The organism is Neobacillus sp. C211 (assembly GCF_051842875.1).
Taxonomy (GTDB): Bacteria; Bacillota; Bacilli; order Bacillales; family Cytobacillaceae; genus Neobacillus.
The window spans coordinates 30011-43994 of sequence record NZ_JBPXRO010000010.1 but is presented as its reverse complement, the minus strand read 5'-3'; the positions used below and the strand labels follow the sequence as shown (position 1 = coordinate 43994).

Below are 13984 nucleotides of genomic sequence, written 5' to 3'. Positions count from 1 at the left end.
ATTATTATCGTACTAAAGTGTTATCGTGCTAAAATTCAGAAAATTAAATTGACAGATAAGCTTCACATCACATACAATAATTATCATAAAGATAGTTAAAGAATGGAATGATCCCATGAGGCATCTAATAATATTCAATCAATTAATCATAAAAGAGGCTGGACTCCAAATCAATTAGATTCGGAATCCAGCCTCTTTCTTTATTATACTACAGTGGTAGAGGAGAGAGACAATATGATCACACTTACAGGTGGAAGCTTAACATTAGAGCAGATGAAAGGTGTATTATATGGCAAGCAAAAGGTTAATGCTTCAGACAAGAGTATGGAAGCAGTCAAGAAGAGCCGTGAAGCAGTAGAAAGAATTGTATCAGAATCAAAGGTAGTTTATGGAATTACGACTGGATTTGGAAAATTCAGCGATGTACTCATCGATAAGAATCATGTTCAAGACCTGCAGCTTAATTTAATTCGTTCCCATGCATGCGGGGTAGGCGAACCTTTTCCGGAAATTGTTTCTAAAGCGATGGTCCTTCTCCGTGCTAACGCACTACTAAAGGGCTTTTCCGGGGTCAGACCTATTGTCATTGAAAAGTTATTAGAGTTAGTGAATAAAGATATCATTCCTGTCATCCCACAGCAAGGTTCCCTTGGTGCGAGCGGTGATTTAGCCCCGCTTTCTCACCTTGCCTTAGTTCTAATTGGGGAAGGAGAGGTATTTTACAAAGGGAAGCAAATCGATGCTTTTGATGCGCTCCAGTTAGAAGGGATTTTACCCGTAACATTAGAAGCAAAAGAAGGTCTAGCTCTAATTAATGGTACCCAAGCGATGACAGCAATGGGTGTTATTGGTTACTTGGAGGCAGAACAGTTAGCACATGAAAGTGAGCTGATTGCTGCAATGACAATGGAAGGGTTAAACGGAATTATCGATGCATTTGCAGAAGAAGTTCATGTCGCAAGGGGATACAAACAGCAGATTGACACAGCAGAGAGAATTCGTCGTTATTTAAGCGATAGTTTATTGACAACACAGCAGGGCGAGTTACGGGTTCAAGATGCTTATTCTCTCCGCTGCATTCCACAAGTTCACGGGGCATCATGGCAGGCCTTGGATTATGTGAAAGAAAAATTAGAGATCGAAATGAATGCAGCAACGGATAATCCATTAATTTTTGATGATGGAGAAAAGGTGATTTCTGGGGGGAACTTCCACGGGCAGCCCATAGCTTTTGCGATGGATTTTATGAAGATTGCGGTAGCGGAACTAGCAAATATCTCGGAAAGACGAATTGAAAGATTAGTCAATCCACAGCTTAATGATTTACCGGCTTTCCTAAGTCCTGAACCTGGTTTGCAATCGGGTGCAATGATTATGCAATATGCGGCAGCAGCGCTTGTTTCAGAAAATAAAACACTCGCACATCCTGCCAGTGTCGACTCGATTCCCTCTTCCGCAAACCAAGAGGACCATGTAAGTATGGGAACAATTGCTTCTAGGCATGCTTATCAAATTATCCAGAACGCACGCAGAGTTATCGCAATTGAACTAATTTGTGCCATGCAGGCGGTAGAAATTCGCGGGATCGAAAAAATGGCATCTCATACCAGGGTTTTTTATGATAAGGGCCGCGAACAGATAGCTTCGATTAAACAAGACAGGGTGTTTTCCAAGGACATCGAAAAAGCAGCTAAATGGCTTAAAACAATTGAATTTTCACATTTTATTAGAAATTTAAGTATGGAAAAAGGCCAATTCTAGGGATATAAAATATATAAAGGCGTGAATGCATAAATATATAGAAAAATCTATACCAAAACATAATTGAGCAATGATGTTACTGGTTTTAGGTTTTATTATATATACGAAAAGTCATACGAAATTTTATTAATAAAAGGCGAGGTTTATTATTTTTAGCCGTTCTCTTTTGGAGTATCCGCAAAGGAAATAGCAAAAATAAGGGATAAATCTTTTATTATGATTTATCCCTTATTTATATGAAGAGACTACTTAGTAGGAATTGGTATGCAAAGCTGTTTATTGGGGCTGTATATTATAATAGAGCGATTGCAACTATTTCTACATTAGTGTTGGTTTTACAAAAACACGGGTTATATGTACGCAAATGAATCCGTTGTAATGCCATAGCTCCAGGTAGTGTGGAGACAAATATTGTTTCCTATATGACTCAGTAACTGGAAGGCAACTTACCCGACGAGGCGTTGCCTTTTTGCATTTCTTGATACTGATGAAGCTAAATAAGTTTATAACTTCATCATAAATATCTATTAGGATATCTTAAATACAAATTTATAGTGAAGTGTTGATAAGATTTTGGTAATATATTTATTAAGTTAATGTTATGAGTGGTTGTAAGGGGATGAAATGGTTTGATAAAGGAAAAGCGTATTAAAAAAATTTATGAATATGTTATTGAGCAACAATCTGCATCATTAGACGAATTGGTGTTAGTTTTTGATGTATCGAAAAACACAATCAGGCGTGATATTCAAACACTAGTGGAACGCGGAGAATTGAAAAAAGTTTATGGCGGTGTATCTGTCATTCATAAGAAACTGGAGTCATTTCAAGACAGAAAAATACGCAATCAAGAACAAAAAGCATCTATTGTAAAAAAAGCAGCCAGCTATGTGAAAGATGGTGATATTATTTTTATAGATTCAGGAACTACAATGATTGAGATGTTCAAATATATAAAGGACAAGAACTTGACAATTTTTACGAATAGTATTGATTGTATTGTTCGTGCTCTTCCGTTCGACCATTTAAATGTTATTTCAATCGGGGGGTTACTGGATCGAAAAACCGATTCGTTCGGTAATCCACACAATAACAATATGGACTTTCTAAGTAATTACAATATTAAGAAAGCCTTTATGGCATCTACTGGTATCTCCCTAACCAACGGGGTAACTAACGCCTCCCCACTTGAGAATGAATTAAAAAAGGTAATTGTTAAAAGAAGTTCAGAGGTTTATTTATTGGTTGACCACGATAAATTCGATAAATATGGGTTAATGACTTATTGCGGTTTAGGTGCTATTGATTATCTAGTTACTGATAGGCTTCCTAATGCAACATATAGAGAATATGCTAAAAAAAATGCCATCCGACTTGTGATTACTCAATGAAAATTGGAATAGTGTTGGCGTTAATTAATTACTTCTTTGACTTATTAAAGAAAATATTTCATCCTTTTTATAAAAATATAATGAAGTTTTGGTTATTTGTTGGTACTATGGAGATAGAATAAATATAATGTAAGCGATAACAGTGAATTAGGGTGAATTGAAATGATTAAAGAAATACGCATCAAAAAAATAAATGAATATGTAATTGAACATCAATCTGCGTCTTTGGACGAATTAGTAACAGCTTTTGATGTATCTAAAAATACAATTAGACGTGATGTTCAAGAGTTAGTTGATCGGGGAGAACTAAAAAAAGTTTATGGAGGAGTATCGGTAGTTCATAAAAAACTTGAATCTTTTCAAGATAGACAAATACGTAATCAACAACAAAAGGTATTAATTTCGGAGAAAGCATCGTGTTATGTAGAAGATGGAGATTTTATCTTTATCGATTCAGGTACCACTACCATTGAAATGTTTGATTATCTAAAGGACAAAAATCTGACTATTTTTACGAATAGTATTGACTTTATCGTTCGTGCCCTTCCAGTTGAGAATTTAAATGTTATCTCTGTCGGAGGGATGCTTGACCGTAAAACCAACTCATTTGTTAATTCTAGAAATATGGGCTTGTTTAAAGATTACAATATTAAGAAAGCCTTTATGGCTTCTACGGGTATCTCTTTGGTTAATGGAGTAACAAACGCTTCCCCTTTGGAAAGTGAATTAAAGAAGACGATTGTTAATCGGAGCTCGGAGGTCTATCTATTGGTAGATCACGCTAAATTCGATAAATATGGATTAATGACCTATTGCGGTTTAGATGAGATTGATTATTTAATTACCGATCAACTACCGAATGATACTTATCAAGAATATGCTAAGAATAACAATATTCAGCTTGTTATAGCTGAATAGCATATTCTTTCGAAAATCCCTTTCTTTTTGGATCATTCCATGTAAGGAGGGTTTTTTTTATTCTCGCTTTTTTCTGTAAAAATAATAAAAAAATATTGATTATTGGTACTGTTGGTATTAATATGTACTTATAGATAACCAAAAGTTAACCAACAGTTCATAAAGTGTTGAGTTCTGCGCTAGTTAAAATGAAAGCGCTTTGGGATTTCGAATTTGTATTTATCCAAAAGAATCATAGAAATAGATTAGTGGATTACATGCAAATCGAATTAGTGTTATTTACTTTTGGCTTGAATTAAAAAACATGGGACACACATTTTGTAGCGAAAGAAAGGGGAAATTTAGAATGCGTTTAGCGTACGATCCGTCACATTATCGTGACAATTCTAATTTAAAAGATACTATCGATGCAGTTGCCAGATTAGGGTATGAATGGGTGGAGTTATCTCCACGTAAAGATTTTATTTGGTTTAATCAATACCCAAAGGTTGATAAGCAGCTGATAAAAGATTTGAAAAAATATTGTTCAGATGCCGGCGTTCAAATCTCTTCCGTACTTCCTGTTCAACAATGGTCTTCGCCAAACGAAGAAGTACGCCAAGCTGCAGTAAGAAATTGGAAACGTTGTATTGAAATCACTTCTGAATTAGGAGTAGATTTAATGAACAGCGAATTTGCCGGCGACAAAAGCCGTCCAGTTGAAAGTGAAGCTGCTTTTGTAAAATCAATGGAAGAGCTAATGCCAATCTTTGAAAAAGAAGCTATTAAACTAAATTTACAATCTCATCCTCATGATTTTATTGAGTTGAACATAGAAGCAATTCAAATGATTCGTGCACTTGATAAAGATTGGATTAAGTTGGTATATTCGGTAGCACATGCTTTCTTTTATGATGATGGTATTGGTGATGTAGCCAAACACTTAGATGAAGCAGGAGATTTACTCGCACATGTCCTAATAGCTGATACGCTAAATCATAAAGCGGCATTTGGATTACGTTATATTGTTAATCCGCCTGATGCAAACGTAACAATCCATCAACATTTGAATCCTGGTCAAGGGGAAGTAAACTTTGATGCATTATATCGGAAATTAAGAGAAATGAAATTTGATGGAATTGTAACCAATTCAGTATTCGCGTATCCTGATAAACCAGAGTGGTCCAATGAAGTAACATTGAAATCCATTAAAGAAGGATTATATATTTAGACGCGCACTACATCCTTTAGCATTTGATTGAAATACCGATTTTAATTAAAAAAATTCATAAATAAAAAGCCTTTTCTCAGTGATTATGAGGAAGGGCTTTTTTGATTTCAGCCTTATTATTATAAATCTGTGTGTCATTGGGCTCCAAGGTATTTCAATTATTTAAAGTAAGATGAAATTATTGATTGAATCCCAAATTAATAATATGATATAATCATCATATTACCAACATATACTCAATAGTTAATAAGTAGTTGGTGTGATGATTAAACCAATTGGAGGGGATCAAATGCCGTTAATTAGATTTGATTTAATAGAAGGTCGAAATGAAAACGAGTTGAAACAATTACTAGACGTTTCTCACCGGGCTGTTGTTCAGGCCTTTGGAGTCCCTGAAAGAGATCGTTACCAAATCGTAAATCAGCATCAAGCAAATGAACTAATTATTCAAGACACAGGTTTAGGATTTGAAAGAAGCCGCAATGTAGTGATTGTATCTGTCACAAGTACCCAAAGAAGTGAAAAGCAAAAGAAGGATTTTTATAAACTATTAGCACAAGGGTTAGCAGAAAATTGTGGAATCGAACCAAATGATATTATGGTCTCCATTGTTACGAATGGGGCAGCTGACTGGAGCTTTGGTTTCGGGGAAGCTCAGTTTTTAACGGGTAAACTATAATCAAAACTTCCAAAATAATCTTAAAATAACAGTTGACTGAAAGCGTTTTTAGTATTAAGATGTAATCAAACATAACCAAAAGATAACCAATATATCACAAAAACTTAAGTGTAATTTACCAGTTTTATTAGTCTGATAGAGGATCTTACATTTTAAAGTACTCAAAAACTACGATGAATTTATTCTTAAGGAGGAAGCAAATATGACAAATGTAATGGTGAAAGTAGAAAAACTAAAAAATTATATCAATGGTGAATGGGTCGAAAGTAAAACGACGCAATTTGAGGATGTCTACGATCCTGCTAAAAAAGAAATTATTGCCCAGGTTCCTCTTTCAACAAAAGAAGAGATTGATTATGCTGTAGAAGTGGCAGCAAAGGCATTTGAAAAGTGGAAAAACGTACCTGTGCCAAAGCGGGCGAGAATCTTATTTGATTTCCACCAACTTTTACAAAAAAATAAAGAAGAATTAGCTCGTATTATCACCATAGAAAATGGTAAAAACCTATCTGAAGCATTAGGTGAAGTAGGACGCGGAATTGAAAATGTGGAATTTGCTACAGGTGCCCCTACACTCATGATGGGAGATTCACTTACTACAATTGCAACAGATGTAGAAATCACTAATTATCGGTACCCAATTGGTGTTGTTGGAGGAATTACACCATTTAACTTCCCGATGATGGTACCATGCTGGATGTTCCCAATGGCCATTGCCGTAGGTAATACATTCGTTCTTAAACCATCTGAAAGAACACCATTATTAGCTCAAAAATTAGCTGAGCTATTAGAAGAAGCTGGTCTTCCTAAAGGAGTCTTCAACATTGTTCATGGTGCACATGATGTTGTAAATGGACTTTTAGACCACCCAGAAGTGAAAGCTATTTCCTTCGTTGGTTCAAAGCCTGTCGGAGAATATGTATATAAACGCGGAAGTCAAAACCTAAAACGTGTTCAAGCCTTAACAGGTGCTAAAAACCATTCAGTCGTTTTAAATGATGCTGATTTAGAACTTGCTACAACAAATGTTATTGCTTCTGCCTTTGGTTCGGCTGGTGAACGCTGCATGGCTTGTTCTGTTGTAACCATAGAAGAAAGCATTGCAGATGCATTTCTTGATAGATTAGTAGAAAAAGCAAAAGAAGTAAAAATCGGTCATGGCTTAGATGAAGGCGTATTCCTAGGTCCAGTGATTCGTGAACAAAATCAGCAGCGGACATTAGGCTATATACAAAAGGGTATTGAAGAAGGGGCTAAATTAGTATGTGATGGCCGCGAAAATCTACCTGAAGAAGGATATTTTGTAGGACCAACTATTTTTGATGATGTAACAACAGATATGGCCATCTGGAAAGATGAAATTTTTGCGCCAGTCCTATCAATCGTTCGTGTTAAAAACTTAAAAGAAGCGGTGGAAACAGCCAATCAATCAGAATTTGCAAATGGTGCATGTCTCTATACATCAAACGCTTCGGCCATTCGTTACTTCCGTGAAAATATTGATGCAGGTATGCTTGGAATTAACCTAGGTGTCCCAGCGCCAATGGCATTCTTCGCATTCTCGGGCTGGAAATCTTCCTTCTATGGAACATTACCAGCAAACGGAAAAGACAGCGTCGATTTTTACACCCGTAAAAAAGTAGTTACAGCAAATTATAAAGCACCATCATTTGAATAAGTTACGAACATCTGTAACATTCGGCTATTATCCTGCTAATGATGGCTAGGATAATAGCCATTAATAGAATTTACATAAATAGGAGGAAACTACAAAGTGAGTAAATTGCTCCGAAAACCAAATCTTAAAGAAACGTCACCAGGTGTAACCATCGTTCATGAAGTAACAAGTGAAAATTCTTCATTAGAATATGTGGGGTTTAAATTAATCGACCTTACTCCAGGTAGTACATATACAGAGGAACTAGGAAAAGTAGAATGCTGCATTGTTGCCCTAACCGGGAAAATCAATGTTTCCGATCATGATAAGGCATTTAAAAATATAGGTACTAGAGAAAGTGTATTTGAAAAGAAACCAACAGATAGTGTTTACGTATCGAATGATCGTTCTTTTGAGGTGGGGGCTGTGAGTCAAGCTCGTGTTGCTCTTTGCTACTCCCCATCTTTTAAACAATTGCCTACTAAGTTAATTAGAGCGGAAGACAATGGAATTGAAAATAGAGGGAAATATAGCAATAAGCGTTTAGTGCATAATATCTTACCAGATTCAGACCCTTCTGCAAATAGTTTACTGGTTGTTGAAGTATTCACAGAAAGCGGAAACTGGTCAAGCTATCCGCCGCATAAGCATGATCAAGATAACCTGCCGAATGAATCATTTTTAGAAGAAAGCTACTATCATGAAATGAACCCGCGCCAAGGATTTGTCTTCCAACGTGTCTACACAGATGACCGTTCCCTTGATGAAACAATGGCGGTTGAGAATGGCGACGTAGTGTTAGTACCTGCTGGTTACCATCCAGTTGGGGTTCCTGATGGTTATGAATCCTATTACCTCAATGTAATGGCAGGTCCAACACGCATTTGGAAATTCCACAATGAACCAGCGCATGAATGGATTATAAACCGTAAATAAGAGGAGATGTTATGAAAAAATGAAACTTCAATTTCATTCTGATAGAGAATTTGACCTTATTGCCATCGGCCGTGCATGTATCGACTTAAACGCAGTGGAATATAACCGTCCAATGGAAGAAACGATGACATTTAAAAAATATGTAGGCGGTTCACCAGCCAATATTGCAATTGGATCCTCGAAGCTTGGACTAAAAACAGGATTTATCGGCAAACTTGCCAATGATCAGCACGGACGTTTTATTGAGCAGTATATGCATGGTGTTGGCGTGGATACATCCAACATGGTCGTTGATCAAGAAGGTCATAAAACAGGTTTAGCTTTTACAGAGATTAAGAGTCCGGAAGAATGCAGTATCTTAATGTACCGTGATGAAGTAGCTGACCTTTATTTACAGCCATCTGAGGTAGATGAAGACTATATTAAAAAAGCAAAAGTTCTTCTTGTTTCAGGTACAGCTTTAGCAAAAAGCCCTTCCCGTGAAGCAGTTTTAAAAGCCATTCATATAGCCAAAAAACATGACGTGAAAGTTGTTTTTGAATTGGACTATCGTGGATATACCTGGGTATCACCTGCAGAAACATCTGTTTATTATTCCTTAGTGGCGGAGCAGGCAGATGTTGTGGTAGGTACACGTGATGAATTCGATGTGATGGAAAACGTGACAGAAGGCAGCAACGCAGTGACTGTTGACCATTTGTTTAAATACTCTCCAGAATTAGTAGTGATTAAGCACGGTGTAGAAGGATCTTATGCGTATTCCAAATCAGGCGAAACATTCAGAGGACGTGCCTATCTAACAAAAGTATTAAAAACGTTTGGCGCAGGCGACTCTTACGCATCTGCCTTCTTATACGCTTTAATTACCGGTAAGGATATTGAAACCGCTCTTAAATTCGGCAGTGCCTCTGCAGCCATTGTGGTAAGTAAACACAGTTCTTCAGAAGCGATGCCAACCGTTACCGAAATTGAACAATTGATAGAAGAAAGATCGGAAAAAGCAGAACAATTAAGCTAGGGGTGAAAATAGCCATGGGGAAAATTAGATTAACAACGGCACAAGCTTTAATCAAATTTTTAAATCAACAATACATCTATGTGGATGGTAAAGAGTCTTTATTTGTTGAAGGGATCTTTAATGTATTTGGACATGGAAATGTTTTGGGGATTGGGCAGGCACTTGAGCAATACTCAGGTCATTTAAAGGTGATTCAAGGCAAAAACGAACAAGGGATGGCACATGCAGCGATCGCGTACAGTAAACAAATGCTTCGTCAAAAGATCTACGCCGTAACCACGTCTGTTGGACCAGGTTCAGCCAACTTGGCTGCAGCAGCCGGGACAGCCTTGGCCAACAACATCCCTGTATTGTTTATCCCGGGTGATACCTTTGCATCCAGACAGCCTGATCCAGTTTTACAGCAAGTAGAACAAGAATATAGCTTAGCTGTAACGACAAATGATGCATTAAAACCAGTCTCCAGATATTGGGATCGGATTACACGGCCTGAACAGTTAATGCCAAGTTTGCTTCGTGCCTTTGAAGTGATGACCGACCAGGGAAAAGCAGGTCCGGCAACGATTTGTATTGCGCAGGATGTAGAAGGGGAAGCGTTTGACTATGATGAAAAATTCTTTGAAAAACGCGTCCATTATGTGGATCGTAAAGCACCAGTTGAGCGAGAACTTAAGGGAGCTGCTGAACGGATCCTTGCAAGCAAAAAACCGGTGATTTTAGTTGGCGGTGGAGCAAAATACTCCCAAGCACGTGATATTTTGGTCTCGCTTTCGGAAAAACATAATATCCCATTAGTAGAAACACAAGCCGGTAAAGCAACAATAGAGTCTGATTTCAAAAATAATCTAGGTGGAATGGGGATTACTGGCACACTGGCAGCCAATAAAGCCGCGCGTCAAGCTGATTTATATATTGGGATTGGAACGAGGTATACAGATTTTGCCACTTCCTCAAAAACGGCATTTGACTTTGATCAAACCAAGTTCCTAAATATCAATGTAAGCCGTCTGCAGGCTTATAAAATGGATGCCTTCCAAGTTGTAGCAGATGCAAAAACAACATTAGAGCAATTGGCGCCATTATTAGAAGGATATGAAAGTGATTTTGGCAGTGAAATTGCTGAATTGAAGGAAGAATGGACTGCTGAACGTGACCGTTTGGGTCAAGTAACATTCAAGCGTGAGAATTTCCTTCCGGAAGTTAAAAATCATTTTTCTCAAGAAGTATTGAATGAATATGCGGACGCACTTAACACAGAGCTTGCTCAGACAACGGCCTTACTAGCCGTGAATGATACCATTTCACCTGATAGCGTGATCATTACGGCAGCTGGGTCCCTTCCGGGAGATGTACAGCGTATATGGAATACGGCTGAACCAAATACTTACAATGTCGAGTACGGCTACTCGTGCATGGGGTATGAAGTATCGGGTGCATTAGGGGTAAAATTAGCGGAGCCAGCGAAAGAGGTATATTCACTTGTAGGGGATGGCAGCTTCCTATTGCTGCATTCTGAATTAATTACGTCTATTCAATATGGACAAAAAATCAATGTTGTCCTCTTTGATAATTCAGGATTTGGATGTATCAACAATTTACAAATGGATCATGGCGGCGGCAGTTATTTCTGTGAATTTAGAACCCATGATAATAAAATCCTAAATATTGATTATGCAAAAGTGGCTGAAGGATATGGTGCAAAGACTTACCGCGTAAATACAGTCGAAGAATTGAAAGCTGCCTTAGAAGATGCCAAGAAGCAAGAAGTCTCTACACTAATCGATATTAAAGTCCTTCCAAAAACAATGACTGATGGCTATGATAGCTGGTGGAATGTTGGTGTTGCAGAGGTATCGAATAAAGAAAGCATCCAAAAGGCATATGAGTTTAGACAACAAAAATTAGAAACTGCAAAACAATACTAAAAATCTAAGAAACGATTTGGGGTTGGATCAAATTCACTTGAATTTGATCCGCCTTAATTAGTTCGAAAATTTAGACAATAAGGGTGGGATGGAAATGATCTCAACAACAAGATTAGTTCCGATGAAAGAAATGCTTGAGAAAGCGAAAAAAGAAAAGTATGCGGTAGGGCAATTTAATATCAACAGCTTTCAATGGGCAGAAGCGATGCTGGAAGCGGCTGAAGAGGAACGGTCTCCTATAATTGTAGCCTCATCCGATAGACTAGTAGATTATTTGGGAGGATTTAAGACTATATCCACGATGGTAAATAGAATTGTAGAAGAAAATAATATTACGGTACCGGTTGCCTTGCATCTTGATCATGGAAAAAGTGTGGAAAGATGTAAAGAAGCCATTGACGCCGGATATACTTCCGTAATGATTGACGGTTCGCACTATTCAATTGAAGAAAACATTGCAATGACAAAGCAAGTGACTGACTATGCCCGACTTCACGGTGTGACAGTGGAGGCTGAGGTCGGAACCGTGGGTGGTAATGAGGATGGTCTTATCGGCGGCATTAATTACGCGGATCCACAGGAATGTTTACGGCTTGTCCAAGAAACAAACATTGATGCACTGGCAGCGGCCCTTGGCTCTGTACATGGGCCATACCAAGGAGAACCAAAGTTAGGGTTCGCTGAAATGAAAGAGATTTCAGAATTAACCAATGTACCGCTTGTATTACATGGCGGTTCAGGCATCCCATTACACCAAATCCATCAAGCAATTGAATTGGGGCATGCCAAAATTAATGTAAATACAGAATGCTTGCAGGCATGGGCAAAAGCCGTCCGAAATGTGCTCGAGAACGATAAAGAAGTGTATGATGCCCGAACCATCCTTACACCAGGTAAGGAAGCTGTTAAAGAAACGGTCAAAGCGAAGATCAGAGAGTTTAAATCAAGCTATAAAGCATAAATTCAACCGGGCGATATTTGCCCGGTTTTTTCTTAAATATCATTAAAAAATGGATGTGGTATGTCTGAGTACATTACGTATGAATAGAAACAAATATCTTTTTATTGTTGTTTCCTTTTTATTGTGGTTTCCACAATTTCTCTATGTTCCCATTTTTTCTCCTTATATGGAAACGTTGGGCGGAAAGTATACATTTATTGGATTCGTATTGAGCAGCTATGGGATTATGCAGCTTTTATGCAGACTTCCGATTGGGATCTTTTCTGATGTAAAGAAAGTGAGGAAACCATTTATCATTTTTGGGATGTTGGCCAGCATGTTAAGTTGTGTGATTTTTTTACTAACAGATAGTTTAGGCTGGATTCTCGCAGCCCGCGCACTTGCAGGAATTTCAGCGGCTACATGGGTCGCATTTACAGTCTTATATCCAAGGTATTTTGCTGATCATGAAGTACATCGGGCAATGGGGAGTATTTCATTTATTGTCGTCCTTGCCCAGTTTTTAGGGATGAGTTTCAGTGGTTCGATCGTAAGTGAATGGGGCTGGAAAGGCCCATTTTGGATAGCTGGATCTTTTAGCATCCTCGGTGTGATCCTATCCCTTTTTATTTATGAACCAAAAGAAGGAATAGAGAGGGAACCGCTAAAGGTGAAGGAATTAGCGACTGTTATAAAAGAACCATCATTGATGAAGGTGGCCCTCTTATCGATTTTGGCACATAGTATTATTTTTTCAACTATGTTTGGATTTACATCCAACTATGCACTAACTATTGGCTTTCATGCAAGTGAGCTTACTTTCATCGTGTTTGCATTTATGATCCCTCATGCTATTGCAACTCTTTTTATAGGGAGAGTACTTGTTCCGCTTTTGGGTGAATGGAATGCCCTAAAAATGGCCTTTTTCTTTGCCTCCGTTTTCACGCTGCTGATTCCGTTCGTTCAGAGTAGAGAGTTATTTTTGGCCGTTCAGATATTTAGCGGATTTTCACTGGGCTTAATTTTCCCGCTGCTGTTAGGATTGGCCATTGAAAAAATTGCATCTGAAAAAAGAGCGACGGCGATGGGTGCCTACCAGGCGATTTATGCTATTGGTATCTTTACGGGGCCATTTTTTGCAGGAATCTTTAATTCGCTTATGGGAATAAAAGCAGGATTTTATTTTGTCGGGGTACTGGGATTAGTGGCTACGCTCCTTATCATTATTTGGGGGAAGAATCATGCAAAATTGGCAGTAGAAAAATCCGTCAAAAAAAGTAAGGCTGGTGCCTAGGAATTGTCGATGTGCCCTTGTATTTTAAAGAAATTAGGATGGAGAGTTTATGAAATATATTGATGTAATTTATGGAGGAAATGTAGAAATAGATCGATAAAGACTTATTACCCCCAAATGCAAGTAATTGATATTAGAAAGTGTACGAGTCCAAGGATATATTTTTTGAGTATAAGGTTAACGTTTCCCCTCGCTCCAATAAATAATGCTAATATTGTTTGTTGTGTAATTTATTTGAAAAAGTCTTTTTAATTA

The 13984-nt window shown here is 37.8% G+C and carries 11 protein-coding genes; all 11 read left to right on the top strand.

What is annotated here, in order from left to right:
- Positions 1-234 precede the first annotated feature (234 nt).
- A complete protein-coding gene (gene hutH / locus ACSU6B_RS11315) occupies positions 235-1761 on the top strand; it encodes a histidine ammonia-lyase (RefSeq protein WP_410885244.1) in 1527 nt (508 codons plus the stop codon).
- A gap of 629 nt (positions 1762-2390) precedes the next feature.
- The gene (locus tag ACSU6B_RS11310; protein WP_215002954.1) at positions 2391-3152 is read left to right on the top strand and encodes a DeoR/GlpR family DNA-binding transcription regulator; all 762 of its coding nucleotides are present in this window, start codon (positions 2391-2393) and stop codon (positions 3150-3152) included.
- A 162-nt stretch (positions 3153-3314) separates the two neighbouring features.
- Positions 3315-4070: a DeoR/GlpR family DNA-binding transcription regulator gene (locus ACSU6B_RS11305; RefSeq protein ID WP_410885241.1), complete on the top strand. Its 756-nt coding sequence runs from the start codon at positions 3315-3317 to the stop codon at positions 4068-4070.
- 346 nt (positions 4071-4416) lie between these two features.
- A complete protein-coding gene (locus ACSU6B_RS11300; RefSeq protein ID WP_410885239.1) occupies positions 4417-5280 on the top strand; it encodes a sugar phosphate isomerase/epimerase family protein in 864 nt (287 codons plus the stop codon).
- A gap of 289 nt (positions 5281-5569) precedes the next feature.
- Positions 5570-5959 carry a tautomerase family protein gene (locus tag ACSU6B_RS11295; protein WP_410885237.1) on the top strand — a complete coding sequence of 130 codons (390 nt, stop codon included), beginning with the start codon at positions 5570-5572 and terminating at the stop codon, positions 5957-5959.
- Between the two features lie 214 nt (positions 5960-6173).
- Positions 6174-7637 (top strand): CoA-acylating methylmalonate-semialdehyde dehydrogenase, encoded by a 1464-nt coding sequence (locus ACSU6B_RS11290; RefSeq protein WP_410885435.1) that lies wholly within the window; start codon positions 6174-6176, stop codon positions 7635-7637.
- A 96-nt stretch (positions 7638-7733) separates the two neighbouring features.
- Positions 7734-8552, top strand: a complete 819-nt coding sequence (gene iolB, locus ACSU6B_RS11285) for a 5-deoxy-glucuronate isomerase (protein ID WP_410885235.1) — start codon at positions 7734-7736, stop codon at positions 8550-8552.
- A gap of 19 nt (positions 8553-8571) precedes the next feature.
- Positions 8572-9570 (top strand): 5-dehydro-2-deoxygluconokinase, encoded by a 999-nt coding sequence (iolC, locus tag ACSU6B_RS11280; RefSeq protein WP_410885233.1) that lies wholly within the window; start codon positions 8572-8574, stop codon positions 9568-9570.
- A gap of 14 nt (positions 9571-9584) precedes the next feature.
- On the top strand, positions 9585-11495 hold the full coding sequence (gene iolD, locus ACSU6B_RS11275; RefSeq protein ID WP_410885231.1) for a 3D-(3,5/4)-trihydroxycyclohexane-1,2-dione acylhydrolase (decyclizing): 1911 nt from the start codon (positions 9585-9587) through the stop codon (positions 11493-11495).
- Between the two features lie 94 nt (positions 11496-11589).
- Entirely contained in the window at positions 11590-12456 is an 867-nt protein-coding gene (gene fba / locus ACSU6B_RS11270) for a class II fructose-1,6-bisphosphate aldolase (protein WP_410885229.1), read from the top strand.
- A 79-nt stretch (positions 12457-12535) separates the two neighbouring features.
- Entirely contained in the window at positions 12536-13729 is a 1194-nt protein-coding gene (locus ACSU6B_RS11265) for an MFS transporter (protein WP_410885227.1), read from the top strand.
- Positions 13730-13984: the final 255 nt, after the last annotated feature.